The organism is Aeromonas sp. 600479 (genome assembly GCF_049175515.1).
GTDB classification, from domain to species: Bacteria; Pseudomonadota; Gammaproteobacteria; order Enterobacterales; family Aeromonadaceae; genus Aeromonas; species Aeromonas veronii_A.
Map to the genome: position 1 here is coordinate 199,658 of NZ_JAAKVF010000001.1, position 19,108 is coordinate 218,765.

General features: G+C 54.0%; 17 protein-coding genes, 1 pseudogene and 1 CRISPR repeat array. Of the genes and pseudogenes, 12 read left to right on the plus strand and 6 right to left on the minus strand.

Features of this window, described 5'->3' with window-relative positions; all coding sequences use genetic code 11:
- The first annotated feature begins 58 nt into the window (after positions 1–58).
- The 11 genes and pseudogenes from cas1 (at position 59) to G5149_RS00920 (ending at position 10,433) form a co-directional block, all read left to right on the plus strand.
- Positions 59–949, plus strand: a complete 891-nt coding sequence (gene cas1, locus G5149_RS00870; protein WP_321149727.1) for a CRISPR-associated endonuclease Cas1 — start codon at positions 59–61, stop codon at positions 947–949.
- Positions 939–1,238: a CRISPR-associated endonuclease Cas2 gene (locus tag G5149_RS00875; protein WP_088869025.1), complete on the plus strand. Its 300-nt coding sequence runs from the start codon at positions 939–941 to the stop codon at positions 1,236–1,238. Before cas1 ends, G5149_RS00875 begins: the two co-directional genes overlap by 11 nt.
- Before the next feature lie 223 nt (positions 1,239–1,461).
- Positions 1,462–2,371: a CRISPR direct-repeat array (repeat unit 38 nt; unit sequence GTCCTGTTGGACCACGCCCTGACTAAAGGGATTAAGAC).
- Between the two features lie 89 nt (positions 2,372–2,460).
- The gene (locus G5149_RS00880) at positions 2,461–3,939 is read left to right on the plus strand and encodes a GTPase (protein WP_421211154.1); all 1,479 of its coding nucleotides are present in this window, start codon (positions 2,461–2,463) and stop codon (positions 3,937–3,939) included.
- 35 nt (positions 3,940–3,974) lie between these two features.
- Positions 3,975–4,739 carry a GTPase gene (locus tag G5149_RS00885; RefSeq protein WP_421211156.1) on the plus strand — a complete coding sequence of 255 codons (765 nt, stop codon included), beginning with the start codon at positions 3,975–3,977 and terminating at the stop codon, positions 4,737–4,739.
- Between the two features lie 10 nt (positions 4,740–4,749).
- The gene (locus G5149_RS00890; RefSeq protein ID WP_408746757.1) at positions 4,750–5,118 is read left to right on the plus strand and encodes a hypothetical protein; all 369 of its coding nucleotides are present in this window, start codon (positions 4,750–4,752) and stop codon (positions 5,116–5,118) included.
- Positions 5,111–6,799, plus strand: coding sequence for a hypothetical protein (locus G5149_RS00895; protein WP_421211158.1), 1,689 nt, complete (start codon positions 5,111–5,113; stop codon positions 6,797–6,799). Before G5149_RS00890 ends, G5149_RS00895 begins: the two co-directional genes overlap by 8 nt.
- A gap of 96 nt (positions 6,800–6,895) precedes the next feature.
- The gene (locus G5149_RS00900; RefSeq protein WP_088869031.1) at positions 6,896–7,396 is read left to right on the plus strand and encodes a hypothetical protein; all 501 of its coding nucleotides are present in this window, start codon (positions 6,896–6,898) and stop codon (positions 7,394–7,396) included.
- Between the two features lie 104 nt (positions 7,397–7,500).
- Positions 7,501–8,496 carry a radical SAM protein gene (locus G5149_RS00905; protein ID WP_325782205.1) on the plus strand — a complete coding sequence of 332 codons (996 nt, stop codon included), beginning with the start codon at positions 7,501–7,503 and terminating at the stop codon, positions 8,494–8,496.
- Complete coding sequence (locus G5149_RS00910; RefSeq protein ID WP_321150928.1) at positions 8,480–8,980, plus strand: hypothetical protein; 501 nt, start codon at positions 8,480–8,482, stop codon at positions 8,978–8,980. Before G5149_RS00905 ends, G5149_RS00910 begins: the two co-directional genes overlap by 17 nt.
- Before the next feature lie 155 nt (positions 8,981–9,135).
- Positions 9,136–10,209, plus strand: a pseudogene (locus tag G5149_RS00915) (IS481-like element ISAs19 family transposase).
- A gap of 101 nt (positions 10,210–10,310) precedes the next feature.
- On the plus strand, positions 10,311–10,433 hold the full coding sequence (locus G5149_RS00920; RefSeq protein ID WP_257621998.1) for a hypothetical protein: 123 nt from the start codon (positions 10,311–10,313) through the stop codon (positions 10,431–10,433).
- 456 nt (positions 10,434–10,889) lie between these two features.
- Here the strand turns inward: G5149_RS00920 and G5149_RS00925 are convergent, their stop codons facing one another.
- A complete protein-coding gene (locus tag G5149_RS00925) occupies positions 10,890–11,051 on the minus strand; it encodes a hypothetical protein (RefSeq protein ID WP_161653784.1) in 162 nt (53 codons plus the stop codon).
- 952 nt (positions 11,052–12,003) lie between these two features.
- Between G5149_RS00925 and G5149_RS00930 the strand changes: the two genes are divergently transcribed.
- Positions 12,004–12,159 (plus strand): hypothetical protein, encoded by a 156-nt coding sequence (locus tag G5149_RS00930; protein WP_201984444.1) that lies wholly within the window; start codon positions 12,004–12,006, stop codon positions 12,157–12,159.
- Positions 12,160–12,296: 137 nt separating this feature from the next.
- On the opposite strand, the gene G5149_RS00935 is transcribed toward G5149_RS00930, so the two are convergent.
- From G5149_RS00935 to darT, 5 genes are all read right to left on the minus strand, one after another.
- Positions 12,297–13,361: a hypothetical protein gene (locus G5149_RS00935; protein ID WP_421211161.1), complete on the minus strand. Its 1,065-nt coding sequence runs from the start codon at positions 13,359–13,361 to the stop codon at positions 12,297–12,299.
- On the minus strand, positions 13,362–14,075 hold the full coding sequence (locus tag G5149_RS00940; RefSeq protein WP_241416268.1) for a M48 family metallopeptidase: 714 nt from the start codon (positions 14,073–14,075) through the stop codon (positions 13,362–13,364).
- Complete coding sequence (locus G5149_RS00945) at positions 14,075–17,179, minus strand: type I restriction endonuclease subunit R (RefSeq protein WP_421211163.1); 3,105 nt, start codon at positions 17,177–17,179, stop codon at positions 14,075–14,077. Before G5149_RS00945 ends, G5149_RS00940 begins: the two co-directional genes overlap by 1 nt.
- 193 nt (positions 17,180–17,372) lie before the next feature.
- Positions 17,373–18,446, minus strand: a complete 1,074-nt coding sequence (gene darG / locus G5149_RS00950) for a type II toxin-antitoxin system antitoxin DNA ADP-ribosyl glycohydrolase DarG (RefSeq protein WP_139426886.1) — start codon at positions 18,444–18,446, stop codon at positions 17,373–17,375.
- The gene (darT, locus tag G5149_RS00955) at positions 18,446–19,096 is read right to left on the minus strand and encodes a type II toxin-antitoxin system toxin DNA ADP-ribosyl transferase DarT (protein WP_118881380.1); all 651 of its coding nucleotides are present in this window, start codon (positions 19,094–19,096) and stop codon (positions 18,446–18,448) included. Before darT ends, darG begins: the two co-directional genes overlap by 1 nt.
- Positions 19,097–19,108: the final 12 nt, after the last annotated feature.

Here is a 19,108-nt window from a genome sequence, read left to right on the forward strand (position 1 = left end):
GCCAGTTGGGCCGATGGCGGCACGCTAGCATGGATAAAATCCCTGCCGGAGCGCCGCCATGACCACCCTGCTACTCGATCACCCCGACTACCAACTCACCCTGCAAGATGGTTTGCTCCATCTCGCCCACCCTGACCTCCCCTCCCGTCTCTACAGTCTTGGCCAGATCAGCCGCCTGATGGTGGGCCAGGGCATCACCCTCTCCAGCGATCTGTTGCTCAAGCTGGCCGAGCGAGGCATCGACTTTATTGCCATGGGGCGCCGCAGTTGCACTCATCTCTGCTCGCTGCACCATGCCCCCGACAGCTTGCGCCTGATCCAGTATCGTGCCATCACCCAACCTGATTGCCAGCAACAACTGGTACGCCGCTTGCTCAACGCCCGACGGCTCGGGCAGAACTGCGTGTTGGCTCAACTGGGCGAGCCCCCTCTGCCACCACTCAAGCCGCTGCACCATCCCATGCTGGCTGAAGCCGAATTGAGTCAGCGCTACTGGCAGGGATGGGCCAGGCAATTGGCCGGCACCGGCTTTACCGGGCGTCAGCGTCAACCACCACGCGATCCCGTCAATGCCCTGCTCTCGCTGACCTCCACCCTGGAGGACAGTGCACTGCTGCCACCGCTGCTGGCCGAAGGATTCGACCCCCAGCTGGGATTGCACCATGTGACCGGCTACCGCAGGCCCAGCCTGCTGCTCGATATCAAGGAGTTGACCCGGGCCGAGCTGGAACGCTGGCTACTGCAGCTATGGCAGAGTCATACCCTGACGGCGGAGCACTTCACCACCTCGGATCAGGGCTGTCGATTGACCCGGGCGGGCCAGCAGCTCTTTTATCCCCTCTGGTTTGGCTGGCAAAAAACGCGTAAGCCCCGGCTCAGACAACTGGCCCGAGTCTGTCGAAAGGTACTGGAGCAGACCCTCAAGCGGGAGGTTGGCCATGACCACTAAACCGCTCTGGCTGATCGGCTATGACATCAGTTGTCCACGGCGCCTGCGCCGGATGCAACGCCGCTGTGCCGAGGCCGGCTGGCCACTGCAAAAATCCCTCTATCTGCTGCCGCTGACTTCTGCAGAACGCCTCGCCCTCTGTGATGAGCTGAAGGGGCTGATCGAGCCGGAGCAGGATCGCCTGCTCTGCCTGCCCTTTTCCGTCGTCGAAGGAAGCTTTCATCTGGGCCCTCGTGGTCCGGTACTGCTCTTTCACGACGATCCCCGGCTGGCGGATTATGTATTTTGACACTCACAAATCCCTCGCCATTGCAAGATAAAAAAACGAGAGGCCTGCAGTGAGGCCTCATAAAAATGGTGGTAAATATAACTTTTTTAAAAACAGTTGGTTGAAAAACACAATAAACCAATGGGCATAAAAAATGCTTAAAATGGCATTTTTTCATCCACAACCCTGTCCACACCAGTGGATAAGTTGCATCAATAAAAACAATGAGTTATAAATGGCTTCAGTCCTGTTGGACCACGCCCTGACTAAAGGGATTAAGACACGATAGTGGACGAGAATAGACGGTTAGCATAAAGTCCTGTTGGACCACGCCCTGACTAAAGGGATTAAGACCAGGAATACTGGAGCAAAAGTCCAACGAGACTTGAGTCCTGTTGGACCACGCCCTGACTAAAGGGATTAAGACTCGTCGTCATCGCGACCATTGTAGATCACGTCTGAGTCCTGTTGGACCACGCCCTGACTAAAGGGATTAAGACCTACGAGCTGCCGGTGCTCTGAAAAAGGTCGTCTGTCCTGTTGGACCACGCCCTGACTAAAGGGATTAAGACCATGGTGGTGTGTGGTTTATCGGTACCGGCCTCGGTCCTGTTGGACCACGCCCTGACTAAAGGGATTAAGACTTCCATCTTTGGCCACAGTGAAAAAGAACCGCTCGTCCTGTTGGACCACGCCCTGACTAAAGGGATTAAGACCTGGCTCAGACACTCGTGGAGGTTCGAGGCAATCTGTCCTGTTGGACCACGCCCTGACTAAAGGGATTAAGACTTGGCCTTGGCTACCAAACGACGATGGTCTTTATTGTCCTGTTGGACCACGCCCTGACTAAAGGGATTAAGACGGAGAGTACCCCCCTAAACACCTGTCGCCTTCCGGGTCCTGTTGGACCACGCCCTGACTAAAGGGATTAAGACGGAAGGTAATCATCATCTAGCTCCTATGTTGGTTTAGTCCTGTTGGACCACGCCCTGACTAAAGGGATTAAGACCCGTTCATCAGAGAAACACCACCCAGCAGCATAGCGTCCTGTCGGACCACGCCCTGACTAAAGGGATTAAGACCTTATACCGGTAAGGTGTAGGAAAAATGGTTTAGGTCCTGTCGGACCACGCCCTGACTAAAGGGATGAGAGAAATGCCCCCGGGCTGGCCAATTGGCCAGCCCGTTTTTTTTACTCGCCACCGCTATCCTCTTTCCTGTGCTTATTACAGAGGAAGCGACCATGCTCCATACTCCCCAGGCCCAACTGCAACAGCGTCTCATAGCCCTGCAGCAGACCTTGCAGGCCACCCCGGCTGGCATGCCGCTGGCCCGGACACTCGCCAGCTGGCTGACCCGGCTACACGACCAGCCCGCCACCTTGCTGCTGCTTGGCAACTACAACGCAGGCAAAAGCACCCTGGTCAATGTGCTTAGCGGCGAGGAGCTGGCACCGACCGGCGATATCCCGCTGACCGGCCGGGTGATCGACTACCCCTGGCAGGGGCTCTGCCTGCGCGATACCCCGGGGCTGAACGCCCCCATTCCCCATCAGACGGTCACCGAGGCGGCGCTGGCCAGCGCCGATCTGGTGGTCGTGGTGGTGCGCAGCGGTGATGTGGATGAGGCGTGCCTCTATCGCCAGCTGGCTTCCCTGCTGCAACGTGGCAACCCCTTGCTGATCGTGCTCAATGGCGATAGCAGCGAACCCGCTTTACTCGCCTGTTGGCAACAGCAGCTCTGCCGCCATCTGCTGGCGCTGGAGCAGGAGGGGATCCCCCCTGCGCAACTGGCCGCCATCCCGGTGATCCCCCTTAATCTGGAGACCGCCTGGCAGGCCCGCCAGCAAGGCGGCCCCCTGCTGGCCGCCAGTGGCTACCCACTGCTGGCAAGCACCTTACAACAGTGGGCCACCCGACAACTGGCCGGCGAACCCTGGCGAGCCCCGCTATTGGCCTGTCTGCAACAAGGGCTGACCCAGCTGTTGCAACAGGGGGCAGCAGAGCCGGCGAGTCAGTCGCTGCTGACGGCGCGACAACAACTGCAACATCTGGCACAGCGGCTACAAAAACAGGGGCGGTTACAACTGACCTGCCAGTTGAACGCGCAGCGCCCCGCGCTGACGGCGGCGCTCCACAGCACTGACCCACAAACCCAGGTTGCCATGCTGGTTGAAAGGCTCTGTCACGGGCTGCAAAGCTGGCTTGCCAGCGAACAACCCGATCGGCAGTGGCGCGCCCTTAATCCGATGACGCAGCCATTGCCTCACACTGCCCCGGCGGGGCCGCTCACCGATCCGGTCGATGAGGCAATGAAGCTCGGTATGCCGCTGCTACAGGGGGGGCTCGCCAAGGTGGGAGGGCGGCTTAATCTGGCTATCTCCCTGCTGCTGGGTGCTGCCGAGATCTATCGCCAGCAGCGTGAACAGTCACGGCAAGCCGAGCTGGCCCGCGATGCAAAGCTGCTTGAGATGCAACAACTCAGCGCCCTCAGCCAACAGCTGGAAAGCACGATCGCACTGGCACTGGACGAGGCGATCCGGGCCACCCTGGCCGAGCCGCTGGCGAGACTTGAGCAACAGCTGGCCGAACTGGCTCGCCAAGCCAGTGCCGATGCCCGGCAGCGGTTGATGTGGCAGCAGTGGCTGGAGGAGATAGCCATCATGCTGGCCCCGCAGGATGCACCATTTGGTGACATCACCGACAGCCCAAGTGCGGCGTGATACTGACTCATACCCTAGTGACAGGAGAGACCCCCATGCTGCTCGATACCCTGCTTGGCCGTTATCCGGACCTGCATGATCAGATCGCCCCGCTGCAGGCACTGTACCGCGCCGATCCGCGGCCAACCGTCGCCGCCATAGGCGACTACAACACCGGCAAGAGCGCCCTGCTCAACGCACTGATGGAGCGTGACCTGTTTACCGTGGCCGATCGCCGGGAGACCCGACAGTTGCAAACAGGAGTGGCCCACGGCCTCTGCTGGCTCGATACCCCCGGGCTCAATGCCGACCCGAGCGGCGCGGATGATATGGCCAGCCTGCAGGCGATGGCGCAGGCCGATCATCTGTTGATCCTCCATGCCCTCGGCAACGGTGAATTGGCCCCCGACCTGCTTCCCTTGCTGGAGGAGCACGATGCCACCCTGGTGTTAACCCGGATCGACGAGTGCAGCGAGGAGGCGCAGGAAGCAGCGCTGGCCGCCATTTTGCAGCAGTGGGATGGCCCGCTGGTACTGTGCAGCAGTACCCGCTGGCAACTGGGTAAACGAGTGGGTGAAACGTCTGTGCTGGCCAGCAGTGGCATCCCGGCCCTGCGCCAGCAATTGATGGCTGACGCTGCCGGCTGGCTTGCCCGCCGTCACCGACGCTTTGCCAGACTCAAGGGTGCGATCGAGCAGATCCTGCAGGCTCGCCAGATCCAGCTGCAAGCCAGGATGTTGAAGGCGCAGTTGCAACCGCTGTCGGCTCGGGAAAACCTGGCCGATCGTCTCAACCAGATCATCGATACCCTCAACCGTTAAGGAGCACATGATGGCAGCACCTCTTTTTTGGCTCGGCGGTCTCCTGGTGAGCGGCGTAGTCACCTATCTGGCCACCCGTGAGAGCAACACCGATAGCGAGCAATATGAGGATCCGACACCGCAAGGACCCAACCCCGCCAGCCGCCGTCAGGGCGAGTTGATGCTGGAGCAACTCTGCCGCGAGCTGAATGTGGCCAGCCCTGGCATCACAACACTGCAGGCAGACCCGCAAGGCTGTTATGAAGCGCTGCTGCACAGGATTGAGCGAGAGGCCGAGCAGGCCGCCGCCCCGCTGGAACGGGAGTTGGCCCAGCTGGTTCAGCTACAAGCAGCGCTGGCGGCGTTGACCCTGCCAACCCGAGGAGCAGACCATGAGTGATCCCTTCACCCCTTTTCAGCTGAGACTGGCCAAGTTGACCGATGCCTCACGGGCTGCCCATGATAGAGAGGCGGGGTTACTGGCTCAGCTTGACCAGTTGCAACAACAACTGGCCTTGCCCGCCCCGTTGGCAGCGCGAGCCGCCAACTCTGCGCTGGCAGCCGATGCGGCGCAGCTCACGACGACTCTCAGCAATCTGGCCACCGGCTGGCAGCAAGAGTGGCAAAACCAGGCACCGATGCGAGCCCTGAGCGAACAACTGGCCGACCGGTTGGTACTGCTGATTTATGGCAAGGTGAACGCCGGAAAATCGAGCCTTATCAACTATCTCAGCGAACGACTTGGCGCCACGCTGATGGCCAGTGCGCAGGCCTTTATCCTGCGTGAAGGCAGCCTTCTCCCCCACCCTTTACCACTTGCGGAAGGGGCCACTGAAACCACCCGCGAGATTGCGGTGATCCTGATCGGCGACAAACTGGCCTTGATCGATACCCCGGGGTTGCACTCGGTCACCCGGGCCAACGGCGAGCTGGCAAGGCGCTTTACCGATAGCGCCGATGCCCTGCTCTGGATCACCCCCTCCACCAATCCGGGACTGATCCATGAACTCGATGCCCTTGCTGCAGAGCTGACCCTGGGCAAGCCCCTGCTGCCGGTGATCAGTCGCAGCGACATCCAGCAAGAGAGTTGGGATGAAGCCAGCCATCAGGTGGTGAGCAAGCTGGTTGCCAAGTCCCCCGAGCGACGTGAGCAACAAGAGGAGGATCTCTATCAGCGCGCACAGCAGCACCTGCTCAGCAAGGGGACGCTACGTCAGGCTATCAGTCTCTCCGTGGCCTGCGCCAAAACAGCTCCTGATTCTGATCATGGTCTGGACAGGCTGGGAGAGGCGCTTGCCACCCTCACCGAGCAAGCACTGCGCTATAAACCCGCCAAGTGGCAAGCTCAGCTCGATTATTTTATTCAGCGCAGCGTAATCGCTCCCCTTGAGCATCAGTTAAAACCAGCACTGACCCGGCTGGAGCAGGCCTTGTGGCGGATCGAGCAAGCGCTCCCCATCCTGCGGCAAACCCTGCAAGAAGAAGCGCTGATCTCGCTGCTTGACGCCTGGCCGACACTGGTTGAACGCCATCAAGAGGGACAGCAGCGAGACCAACTTCTCAACGACTATCGGTCGCTGCGTGAACAGACACTGGCAACGCTGATCGAGCGCCATCTCGCTCCACTGCTGGCCACACTCCCCACCCCAGCCAGCCTGCTTCAGGTGAGCGAATTGGGGGAGTACCGGGATCGCTATGTTACCTGGCAGGAGCCTGCCCATCCGGGCAGGCACAGCCTAACCGGCCTGGGCGCCGGCCTGCTGGGAGGGTTGGCGGGAGCACTGGGTGGCCCGGTTGTCAGCGCAATCTCCGCGCTGGCAGCTGCAGCTATCGCAGATAAATTTATGGGAGCGCCGACCGAGCATACCCGTAGACAACGGGTTGGGTTTGATAACAGCGACCTGCTCGGTAAAGGGTGCTCGGCCATCGAGCAGGATCTGCAGAGGGCAATCGATACCTTGATCGACCAGATCCGGCAAGATTACCTCTCCCCCCTGCAAAGCTATCTGGATGGCGTGACCCAGTGCATCACCGCATTGCCCCATTGCACCACGCCTGTCGAACAGAGTGCATTTTCATAAATCATCCAGAAAAGCGCTCACCAACTGGTGATGTCTTCAGTGCCTCCCGGACAACATTAGGATATCCACGTTGTCACTCACCCATACGGAGGCTACATGAAGACACTGACCCTGACCAACAGCCGCCAGATGCAACCCTATCTGGACCAGGTCTGGGCATTGCTGGTCGCCAGTTATGCCGAGGTGAGTGGCGGCCTGCACTATGCAGAGCCAGCGGATCTGCTGAGCAAGACCCAACGCTGGCGGCTGGTGACCTATCGTGGCCGGGTCATAGCCAGCACCCTGTTCAAGGCCAAGCGTGGTTGGAAACTGGTTGCCATGGCCAGCTGCCGGCAACATGGCCTGCGGGCTCGTCATGCTCTTCGTCGCCTTATTTGTGCCGATCTGCCCCGAGCCTGGATGGAACTTTCTGAGCGCGCCGAACGCTTTGTTCTGCGTTGCTGCGGGGGGCATCACTACCTGATCCATGCCAGTCTGGCCGCAACCTTGCTGGACAAACCCGTAGAACCTGTCGCTGAGGATGGCTATCACTACCGCCGCACCGTAGCGGGGCTGCTGAAAGCCAAGGTCATCGTGGGAACCCCGCTCCCCTGCTAACCCCGCCCCCGCTTCGCCATGACGGCCCACCATTTGGCACGCCGCTAAATGCGGCCCACACGGCGTTATCTTGCCCCCCATGAAATGGACTGAGGAGAGAGCAAATGCAACTACGTTTTGACTATATTCGCCAGTTGATCACGGTTTGGCTGGCCCACGGTGGTAACCGAAAAATCGAGCTTGCCGCACTGGAACCCTTGCTGTGGCGAGATGGCAACCATCAACTGGCTGATCTCGTCGCCTACCTTAAAGAATGTGGTTGTACGGTATCGCTCACTACCAATGGCAGCCTGCTGGCTCGTCATGCGTTGCCGCTCAAGCAGGCCGGCGTTGATCTCGTACGTTTGAGCTGGCACACCATGAACCCCGACATCTTTGCCCAGATCACAGGTCAAAACCTATATCACCGCTTTATCGATGGTCTGGAGAGTGCTATCGCCAATAGGCTTCCTCTTGCCATCAATCGGGTATTGCTGAAAGGCCACTGCGCCGATCTGCCAGAGCAGATTGCATTTATTGATCGCCACCAGCTCAGGCTCAAATTATTGGATCTCTACTGGATGCCAAGCATGGCGGAGCAATATGAACGCTTTTATATCTCTCCACATGAAGCACTTAACCAGTTTGCCGATATCAGCATGCTGAATGCCCCTGGCCGTAGCGCAAGTCAGCACGGAGGACGTGACCGTATTCGCTATCAAACTCGGCACGGTGGCATTGTCGAGTACAAGTTAGGGGATGAGGCGCGCCGTGACGCGCAGCAGTGCCGGCACTGTCCGCAACAGGCTGACTGCCTGGAGGGCTTCGCTGATTATCTGCGGGTATTTCCTGACGAGAGTATCTCGCTCTGCTATATGCGCAAGGAGCTTGGTCATTCGATGCCCTCTTCAGAACTGGCAACCCTGCCAGCCTGGCTGGCACAACATCAGCAGGAATTGCAGATGCCGCTGCGGCTGGTACTAACCGGTCAATGCAACTTCAACTGCGGTTTTCCTGGCTCAACCCGCTCGTGGTGCCTCAAGCAAGGGCGAGGGTTTAGCTTTCCGCCCCGTCAGCCTGCAGCGATAAATGAGGAGCGGATCTATGTCCAGAACGCTTAAGTTGCAGTTGCTCACCATGCTGCAACAGGAACTGCGCCGGATGTGCGAGCTGGCCATCGCAGGTGCTCATGAAGCACAACAGGAGGCCAACTATCACATTGGCGCCATGGAATCGCGCTATGACACGTTCAAAGAGGAAGCACAATATCTGACTGAAGCCCAAAAATTGCGACTACTGACACTTCAGGGACAACTGCAAGAATGCATTCGCTTGCATAGCCTGCTAGCAAAACAGCAACGCCCCTACCAGCACATTCAACTTGGAGCCCTTATCACCCTGCTCGAGGAGGGGCAAGAGAGAGTGCAACTCTTTATTGCACCTGCCAGCCTTGGCAAGCCGCACGAATGCACACAGGGCAAGGTTATCTGTATTACACCAGATACCCCTGTTGTCTCCCCCGCCATGGGACTGACTGTCGGCGAGGAATATCAGGTCTTTATCGGCAACGCCATCAGGAACTACGACATCATTGCCATCGAATAATATCTTGGCACATTCATCCAGCCCAATCATTTACCAACAATACCATTTGTATGGAGATGGTATTCACCTGACAGTTGCCCACAAAAGGGAGTGGTCATACGGCTTCAAACCGGATAACAAAACGGTACCCCTACCGTGTTATCCGGAGTCACCGTATGACCACCAACGAGAAAGTAGCACGTCGCAAACTCAGCCTGCTAGAGCTCGCCAAAGAGCTCAATAACGTCAGTAAAGCCTGCAAGCTCATTGGCTACAGCCGCCAGCAGTTCTACGAAATTCGCCGTAATTACCAGACCTATGGCGCCGAGGGCTTGCTCGACAAATTGCCGGGCTGTAAAGGGGCTCATCCCAATCGGGTTGCGCCCGAGATTGAACAGGCCATCCTCGATTACTCCCTCACCAGACCAACTCATGGCCCGCTGCGGGTCGCCCAAGAACTGGCTCTGCAAGGCATCAATGTCAGTGCCGGCGGCGTGCGTGGCGTGTGGCAACGTCACGACTTGCTCTCCAAACACGACCGCTTGTTGCGCCTCGAGAAAACCCACCGGGAGCAGACCATTGAGCTCAATGACGAGCAAATTCGCCTGTTAGAGCGCTTCAGCCCCGAGTTTCGCGAACGTCAGATTGAGGTCCACTACACCGGGGAACTGGTGGCGGTCGACACCTTCTTCGTCGGCGCGCTCAAGGGGGTCGGTAAGGTGTATCTGCAAACCGTGCTGGACTGCTACAGTCGCCACGCCTGGGGACGGCTCTACACCAGCAAGCTGCCGGTGACCTCGGTTCATGTGCTCAATGAAACGGTGCTGCCGTTTTTCGAGGCCCATGAGGCACGGGTCTATACCATCCTGTCGGATAACGGGCGCGAGTTCTGTGGACGACCTGACCACCATCCCTACGAGCTGTTCCTGCAACTGGAGGGCATTGAGCACCGGACTACCAAGGTGCGCAGGCCGCAGAGCAACGGCTTTATCGAGCGACTGCATCGCACACTGCTGGATGAACACTTCCGTATCAAGGGGAGAACGACCTGGTATGAGTCGGTAGAGCAGATGCAGACAGACCTGGATAGCTACCTGGAGCACTACAACACCCAGCGGCCACATCAAGGCAGGATGATGTAGGGTCAAACCCCCTACACCATGTTCAAGAAGGGTCTGAAATTGATACCGAAGGAAGTGCGCACTAAAGTAGCGTACACAAGACACCGGTTTGAGGCCGGTGTCAGGTGATAACTAGATCTGTACAACCAATTGGTCACACCACAAGCCCCCTATTCAACGTCCATAATATAGCTGTTCCCTAACAGGGTTGAAAAACAAAGGAGCCCATCATGTTCGAACTGCTTGAAAAATTGTTGGAGCAAGCCAAAGAGCTTGAAACTGACAAAGTTGTCATGCTCAGCGTTGTTGTCGTTGCTCTCGCCATTGTCAGCAAAGAAGCTAGATCTCAATAAATAGCATACATGTGTCGAGCACTATCAATGACGCATCGATAGTGCTCAGCCTAATTGGAGGATAATATGATGCTTCTCAATAAAAAAGAACGCAGCCACCTTCCATTAAAATATATGCCCTCTATTGTTAAACCATTTAAGTCTTAACAAGCAGTAGCCGTCTCTCAACACTACAGCATGGCTTCCTCTAAAATTCAACATAACATCCTTGATGTGTTAAGCAATAATCACCCACAAGAAAATATTAACCTTGCCTACATGACAAAATTTAATGTCACGCCCTAATCAACTGTTCTTAATGGAGTGCTACATCTTGCCGAAAGCCTTTAGCGTAAGGAATTTGTGCAATCTGACGGCAACGCTTGAAATGACAAGGTTCAGCGACGATGTGTGCTTCATGTCACCTGTAGAAGCGGTACGAGTACAGTGATCTACTATTCGGCACAGCTATTTAGTTCAACAAGCTGTTATGCCGCAAGGGACATCAACAAACCAAGCCACCACCATTAAAATACCATTCTTCATGCAGGTTAATTCCAAGCCTTGTTTGATGGCATATAAAGGGCCAATTGCCATATTATGGCAATTTTTATCGAAAATTCCCCCAGATTTTTGCATGCAAATCGTTATGGTTTTATCATGTACACAAACCCTAATCATTAAAAAATGGCGCTTTATAAAACAAGGCCTTAAGCTAATGAAACTACTATCTCAATGCCAAAAATCCGTGCCACTATATGGCAATGAACATTTTTGCGCTGCCATATGGTGGCAGACACTCCTACCCAACGACTTGCTGAGCCTGTTCACCATACAGACAACTCAGAAAAAACATAAAATTATGAAGATAAATCGACTGGATATGCAATAACCAACCCCTCCATACTCATCTCAGCATCTTGTTCCAAGATAGTACAATGGGATACCATTAATTATAACCAAGCCGCCTTTTTGCACCCAATCGAATCCCGACCAAGGGGTGGTTTATTATGCATTTCATGTATGCCTTCGACGCCATCTTGTAGATGCTCAAGAATTATACCTTTTCATTCTGACCTTCATTTACATCCCCTGTATTTCAAAATTAAATACAATCTATATAGAAAACCATCTTAAATAAGATGAATGCTGAGTGACCACATATATTATCTCACTTAGTATCACGCTGTGATGATATATTTGATTTGGTTATTTGTTCAAGGTAAGTGATAGGGCTATAGATTTTAGCTGCTGGCGAAAAAAACCAATAAATTACGCATTGTTGCCCAGAGTGGGAATTGAATAAGCCTGCATCTAAAATATAATAAAAACAACGATTCCATCAATATCTAATTCTGGTAATTATAATATACAGACCTATTCAACTTGACGACTCAGGAGTAAAGCAGCCGATAATTGGTGAATACAGACTGAAAACGGGGTCAGTTTTATCGACCACAACATTTCGACATCCCCCCCTCTGCACCAGACCCTACAAAAATTTCCATTTTTTGCCCCCTGTCAGATGGCTTCAATTTTCATACATTGTCGCTATCCAGTAAGTCCACTGGAGATGACAAGGAGAACCATCATGAGCAATAACAAAAAGCCAATGACCCCAGAAGCCGTATCACGTATCCATAGTGCTGAAGCGCGAAGTAACGGAGGTGGTGTGAGTAAAGACAGCTTCACCGCTCGCGCACAAAAAACTGTTGCTGTTCCCCCGTTAAAACCAACAACGAAATAGTAAGGAAATCACATGTCTAAAAAGGATGACGACGATAACCGTTCGCGTCAATTAAACCCCGAGCACGATGCCTATTGGCAGAGTCGGGGCTACGATGAGCGTCCTGATGAGGAAGATGAATGATTTTTTCAGGGAGCCTATGGCTCCCTGCTGCCGATCGCTTCATTATAAAATCGTTGATAATGACTAAAGCATGTAACTTGAACATTATTAAATTCAGAGGAGTGCGTTACTTTAATCCATCCGGACAATATATCCGCAACACACCAAGCCGGCTCACAGTAATTAAGTACTTCAGCTTCGTCAAGGTCTTTCTTTTGTGATAGTTCCTCAAATGCACCAAAGAACCATTTTTGCACGGTTTTAAATTTCAGATTCCTTTCATTTGCATAAAACTGACGCAAGTTGGTTTTTATAGAGTCTTCATTACAATTAGCATACTTAGCAAATGCTTGATAACCAACCCTCTTAGACTCAAAAGCCTGAAGCAATGGTTCAAATATACCTGACTTATGGGGTATCCAATCCTCAAGAGGAGACGTAGGCATCAGTTTTAAAAATAGAGACTTCTTATTCTCCATCGATACCTTGCTGTTAAAATCAGCGTCAAACGCGGCAAACACCTTAATAAACATGTAGATGTTTAGATAATGTAAAATTTTAGCCAGAGTCTCATTATCTTCAAGCTCTATACTTACATCACAATCATTGACAACCGACCCAACGCCCAGCTCAGTCAGACTTGACAATATCCAATCGTTATCAATTATTTTCTGAATTCGCTCTTGGCCCTCAAGGCCATCCAAGCTATCTAATAACTCCAGTAATCTACCAAGCAGATGATTAGCTTGTATACATGCCTGCTGATAATACCCATTAACTTGTAACGCGTTAAATAAGGCTGGCCATTTAACCCGAGCAGAGAACTGAACCCTCAGAATAGGTTCGGATGACGGCTCCAGGTATTCAGGCTCTACACCCAGAGAAACAAGGCATTCTTTTAATCTATGGAAAAACTTTTCAGCCTGAGGAGTTACCTTTACTGGTTCATTTAATGAAAATAACTTCTTGAGTGTTTTTGCACATGGTACATGCAACTTTTTTTCATTCAGTAATGGCGAGCTAAATACCCCATGAAAAAACTCCCCTTGTGAAGGATAGCCAAGCCATTCAATATACTGTTCAGGATCATAAAGAAACATTTAATAGCCCCATCGGTTAAACGCCAGTGGCATCTTATTCAGCTTCTCTCGATGCTCTCTCCAATTTGGCAAGTGCAAATCCATCAGGGAGATAAATCGCTGGTTATGTTTGCGCTCTAACAGATGCACCATCTCGTGAACAACAATAAATTCCAGACATTCAGGAGGCTTCTTGACTAATTCGAGGTTAATCCAGATACGAGCAGTATCTGTTTTGCAGCTACCCCACATGGTCTTCATGCGTTTGATACCGACAAAAGAAGGTGCAACCTTGAGCATCTCCTGCCACTTGGTAATAAGTACCGGAAGACGCTGGCGTAGAAGTTGACGATACCACTCTAGCAACAATGCCTCGCGACGAGCTGCATCATAATGAGCGGGCACTCTCATGCGGATCCAGCCGCCCTGCAACTTGACGCTATGGTCACCATCGGTCTGGATGACATCCAGTCGGTAGCCTCGTCCCCAAAGATAATGGGTCTCTCCGCTACACATCTTGCGCTCGCTCTGACGCGGCTGGGCAACAAACGCCGCCTGCTGCTGTCGGATCCAGGCCAGTCTTCGCACCACTGCAACACGAATGGCGGTATCTGACAAAGAAGCAGGCGCGGATACCCGCACCCGTCCATCAGGGGGCAATACATTGATGTGCAAGTTTTTGATGCCCTTGCGCTGCAACTCGAACGTCAGCTCACCAAAGGTAACCAACGCCATCAGTGGTACTCCGGCTGGGCTTTTACCAGGGTCATCACATCTGCGACTGTCACATCGTACTCTTTGATCTCTTCGGCAATAGCAAAGGCAACCTCCCGCTCTTTGAAGCGATCACCGAGCCAGTCAGCCTTTTTGGTATATCTGACGGCTGTATCGATCTTGGTCACCAGCACTTCATCGCAGCCCAAATTGTCATAGAGCGCACGCTTGGCTGAGGTATCAACACTCGCAGGATAGGTCTGTGCGCCCCCGCTGGCTGGACGTTTCACCTTCATGGCCAGCTCGCGTACCTTTTCCAGATACTCCTGGTAAGAGATAGCCTGAGAGCGACGCAGCTCAATCAGCTCATCGAGCAGCACCGACATCTTTTCGTAGTACTTGGGGTTAACCGGATTCTCGTCGACGATGGTCCGTCGCACGTTGTTTTCAATCGCCTCAGCCATAGCCTCGGGGTCTTTACGCAGTCCCTCAGGCGCCCCCTCAAGCCCTTCAGCTCCCCGCTCGATGATCAACTCCAACAGTCCCAGCTCTTCAAAGTCCATCAGGGTTTCACTGGGGTCAGCATCAATATAGAGATCCAGCATCTGGCGCATCGCCGGCTCGAACTGCTTCATATCGACGTGATCATTACTGGCTACTTTGATCATGTCGCGCACCTTGCTGTAGTGCTCCACCTCACGACGGATTGCAGCAACCTGGCTCGCGCTATAACCGGCCTCTTCCATCTCCCCCGCCAGCGCGGTGAACGCACGGATAAGCTTGGCGACATATTGATAAAGGGTTAGACGCAGCGCCTCCTTGTCGAGCAGCTCATCTTCGTTTGCCCCCGGAGCACAGCAGAAGTAGTGCTGATAATCCAACTCTTCGCGAGGAGCCTTGACCGGTTCGCAGAGCGTTCGAACTGCCTCCAGAGCGTCGTCAAGATCCTGCCGTCCTTGCGCCAAGCGATCTTTGAGTAACCCAGCGACATCCTCCTTGTCATAGCCTTCAAACGCCTCGGCCGTATAATCCTTGACGGTCTTCTCAAGAGAACGAAACAGGTCCTTGTAATCGACGATGTAGCCATACTCCTTATCGGCACCATCGAGCCGGTTGACCCGACAGATAGCCTGAAACAGGTTGTGATCGGCCATCTTTTTATCGATGTAAAGGTAGGTCGCCGACGGCGCATCGAAACCGGTCAACAGCTTGTCCACGACAATCAGAAGCCGCATCCGACCAGGCTCCTTGATAAAGCGCTGTTTGACCGTTTTCTCAAACTCCTCCACCCGCTTGCCAGCCTCATCCTCGCTCTGGCCGAAAAAGTTCGCCAGCATCTTGCGATAGATATGGTATTTCGCCAGCATTTCGGTCAACCCCGCACCGGTCGTCTGTCCTTTGATGTTACTGGCATTAGGCTGATAGCTGGTGATGATGGCACACTTGTCAGCAAATCCTGCCTGACTGAACAGCTCATAGCTTTTGCAAGCCTGATAGACACTGGAGCACACCAGCATGGCATTGCCACGGCCATCCGCCAGGCGCTGTTTACGGTCAAAATCGAGCAGGATATCGGCCACGATCTGCTCGAGTCGTGAGCGGCTCGAGAGCAGCTTCTGCATCGAGGCCCACTTCTCTTTTAACTCCTGGCGACCAAGTCGGGAGAGCGCCTTGGTCTTCACCTCGAACCATTCATCCACCTTGGCCTGGGACTTGACCCGTTGGTCAATGTCGCGGGCCTCATAACGCAGGTCCAGCACCACCCCATCGCTTACCGCCTCGTCAAACTTGTAGGTGTGAATGAAGGGTCCAAACACCTCTACGGACTTCTTCTTATCCTTCTTCATCAGGGGTGTGCCGGTGAAGCCAATAAAAAGTGCCTCGGGCAATATGCTCTTCATGGCCCCATGCAACTTGCCCGACTGGGTACGGTGGCACTCATCCACAAACACAAAAAGTTTGCCCTTGGCCGCAAAATCGGCCGGCAGGCTGGCTTTGAGCTCGGCGATAAATTCATCGTCATCTCGCTCAGCCATCTCATCTTCTTCTTCCGTGTGTCGGCCAAATTTGTGTACCAAAGAGCAAAGCAGCCAAGGGTGTGCCTCGTTAAGACGGCGTACCAGATCGGCCCCACTCTTGGTACGCAGGATCTCCTCTTCAACCCCGGCAAATACCTTCTCTATCTGCTCATCGAGTTCGGTACGGTCAGTGATGATCAAGACCCGACTGTCAGCAACATTCTCTCGGATCCACTTGGCCAGCCACACCATGGTCAGGCTTTTACCGCTGCCCTGGGTATGCCAGATGATCCCGCCCTCATGACGTTCAATAAACCGCTTGGCTGCCGTGATCCCGAAATACTGGTTAGGGCGACAGGTTTTCTTAACCCCACTATCGAAGACAATAAAGTTGTGAATTAACTCAAGAAAGCGCCCCTTCTCGCAAAGCTGGGCCAGGTGGCGATCCAACGGATTTTCATCCTGCGAAGAGCCGGCCTCTTTCCACTCCAGATAATATTTCTCAGGGGTTTCGATGGTACCGTACCGCAGGCCCTGACTGTCGTTGCCTGCCATGAGCAACTGTTGAGTGGTGAAAAAATTGCGAATGAAATCCTGTTGCTGGTTGTCGAGGTTTTGCCGGATCCCTTCACCGATAGATACGGTGGATCGCTTGAGCTCGATCAGCCCTAGCGCAATACCGTTAACGTAGAGCACCAGATCCGGCCGCTTGGTATTCTCCCCCGCGACCGTCACCTCCTCGGCGATGGCAAAGTCGTTAGCCTCAGGATTGGCCCAGTCCACCAGCCAGACGGTCTGATGCTGCTCACCCGCCCCGCTCTTCTCCTTAACGCCATAGCGCAACAGGCGGTAGACCTCTTTATTGGCATCATAGAGCTGACGCCCCTCCCCCAGGCTGGCCGCCCGCTCCAGCTGGCGCAGGACTCGGGGAATAAGCGCGGCATCCACCCCACGTCCAGCCAACCAACTGGTCAGCAAGGCGGGCTCGACATTACGATTGTTCGGGCGGGTATGCCAGTTACCGAGGTAGTGCCACCCTAATCGTTGCTGAAAAAAGGTGAGAACGCGTTGCTGGGTGGCCAGCTCTTTTTGACCAACTTTTCCCATAGGAGAAATTCCATGTGGACAACAAGATGGCCGAGGCTGCATAGCCAAACAACCAACCTGAAAGAGATGATATCCAAATCAAGAGGGCTGCAAAGGCGGCCCTAATCTTGATTCAATAATTAAGACAATGAGATACATTACGACGGAGTCAGACAAGACTACCATATTTCAAGAACATGGCGGTTGCCACTCATCAATGACAATCAGAAAACCCCTGCTGTAGGCGCGTGAGTGCAATCTGCAAACTCTTGTCATCAAACAAGCCAGCTTTGCGCCGTGCCCATTTTTCCCCTTTCGGCCAACGCAGGAGCCCAGCCCGCAGCGCCTCGACGGTGGGTTCGCATCCCTCTTGGTTTATCAGCCAGTCAACGGTTGCTAGCAGCTCCATTCCATAGGGCGATTCAAATCCGTCGATAAGCGCAGCAGCTTGCTCCAGCGCGGGTAAGTAAGCTCGCGCCTCGGTATGCAAATAGGCGGCAAGTTGTTGCTTCTTGTCATCATTGAACCAGATGACATCGAAGGGTTTGCTGTCCGGGATCCGCTTATCTGATTTGAGATAACTGCCGTCCATTGCATTCAGCAAGTGGGCCAGATTATTGGCATAAGGCCCGTAATGGTGTGCAGTGAAGTGCAACTGCAGCGGATCTTGTGGCACCGTTTGACGAATAAAGCGCGCCAGAAACCATGCCAGTTTTTGAATTTCCAGCAGGCTGCACTCCATGCCAAGAAACCAGTAGCGACGGACCAGCTCGGCAATCAAGGCACGGGCCGGTGTGAGATGTTCGACGCCAGTACGTTTGGCAACATTCTGGTACTGGTTGCTGGGTTCAAACAGCAGGATCTCAATATCCAGATCACCGAGAGCCCCTTCAATGGCCTGTTTTACTTCAGGCCATGGTAGGCCACCATTCCCTGCCCCAAGCGGAGGGATGGCGATAGATTTGACGTGATTTTGCACCAGCCAATGTCGCAGATCTTGCAAGCCTTCCTGAATCCATACCATCAGGGATGGAGATCGCCAATGTTGCTTGGTGGGAAAGTTGATGATCCAGCGGGGGCCGAGTAGCTCACCAGTTTCGGTGATGAACATCTTGCCAGTGGTCACTTGCCCTGACTTACAGGCAGCCGCATAGCGAGCCATGTTGTCGGGAAAGCGCTCTTTAAACATCAGCGCAATGCCTTTACCCATGACACCAACGGTGTTCACTGTATTCACCAATGCCTCAACAGGCGCATCCAGCAAGTTGCCAGTGGTGTATCGAATCATCAGAAATACCATCCAGAACGAACATGAACCGGTCGGGCGACACCCAATTGGGCCATCGTTTGCTCAACCAGAGCCTTTGTCTCTTCGTTGTAACACACCACGCCGACTAATGCCTCAACGGGACAGTGTTGATGCACCAACGCCTCTGCTTGGTAGCGTTCGAACTTGGCGGGGTCATCTGGGTTTCGTTTGAAGTCACGCCGTTGCAAAATAGGCCAGTCGATGCGGTTCAGTTCCCCCAGATCATCGTAGAAATTGGCCCATTGATAATAGGCGTGGCTGTCGGTAAACAGGAATGCCAACTCCAGCTCGGCAATTCGATGCAGACTGGATACCAGGATCAGGATCTCGTCATTACTGCGCTGCGGCACGCCCCTCCCTGAGTGGATATTGCTGAGCATGGGAGAAAAGGGAGTGAAATAGAATGGCACGTAGTCGTTCAATACCCCGAAAGGTGCCAGCGGCACCGGATGATGGGCGCGCTTGCTGATCAACTCGGCCAAACCAATATGTACCCAAGAATCACTCTGCTCGGTTGCGTTGCCCGCCCACAGACCATGAGTCAAAATCCATGGCAGATTATCGCGATGCACGATACGAAAGATCAGCGCCTTCTCTGGATTGAGACTGCGACTGTAGTCATATGGCATTGGTCTGGTTCT

Coding starts and splice junctions, on each gene's coding strand:
- cas1 (WP_321149727.1), top strand. CDS start 59: ATGACCACCCTGCTACTCGATCACCCCGACTACCAACTCACCCTGCAA.
- G5149_RS00875 (WP_088869025.1), top strand. CDS start 939: ATGACCACTAAACCGCTCTGGCTGATCGGCTATGACATCAGTTGTCCA.
- G5149_RS00880 (WP_421211154.1), top strand. CDS start 2,461: ATGCTCCATACTCCCCAGGCCCAACTGCAACAGCGTCTCATAGCCCTG.
- G5149_RS00885 (WP_421211156.1), top strand. CDS start 3,975: ATGCTGCTCGATACCCTGCTTGGCCGTTATCCGGACCTGCATGATCAG.
- G5149_RS00890 (WP_408746757.1), top strand. CDS start 4,750: ATGGCAGCACCTCTTTTTTGGCTCGGCGGTCTCCTGGTGAGCGGCGTA.
- G5149_RS00895 (WP_421211158.1), top strand. CDS start 5,111: ATGAGTGATCCCTTCACCCCTTTTCAGCTGAGACTGGCCAAGTTGACC.
- G5149_RS00900 (WP_088869031.1), top strand. CDS start 6,896: ATGAAGACACTGACCCTGACCAACAGCCGCCAGATGCAACCCTATCTG.
- G5149_RS00905 (WP_325782205.1), top strand. CDS start 7,501: ATGCAACTACGTTTTGACTATATTCGCCAGTTGATCACGGTTTGGCTG.
- G5149_RS00910 (WP_321150928.1), top strand. CDS start 8,480: ATGTCCAGAACGCTTAAGTTGCAGTTGCTCACCATGCTGCAACAGGAA.
- G5149_RS00920 (WP_257621998.1), top strand. CDS start 10,311: ATGTTCGAACTGCTTGAAAAATTGTTGGAGCAAGCCAAAGAGCTTGAA.
- G5149_RS00925 (WP_161653784.1), bottom strand. CDS start 11,051: ATGCAAAAATCTGGGGGAATTTTCGATAAAAATTGCCATAATATGGCA.
- G5149_RS00930 (WP_201984444.1), top strand. CDS start 12,004: ATGAGCAATAACAAAAAGCCAATGACCCCAGAAGCCGTATCACGTATC.
- G5149_RS00935 (WP_421211161.1), bottom strand. CDS start 13,361: ATGTTTCTTTATGATCCTGAACAGTATATTGAATGGCTTGGCTATCCT.
- G5149_RS00940 (WP_241416268.1), bottom strand. CDS start 14,075: ATGGCGTTGGTTACCTTTGGTGAGCTGACGTTCGAGTTGCAGCGCAAG.
- G5149_RS00945 (WP_421211163.1), bottom strand. CDS start 17,179: ATGGGAAAAGTTGGTCAAAAAGAGCTGGCCACCCAGCAACGCGTTCTC.
- darG (WP_139426886.1), bottom strand. CDS start 18,446: ATGATTCGATACACCACTGGCAACTTGCTGGATGCGCCTGTTGAGGCA.
- darT (WP_118881380.1), bottom strand. CDS start 19,096: ATGCCATATGACTACAGTCGCAGTCTCAATCCAGAGAAGGCGCTGATC.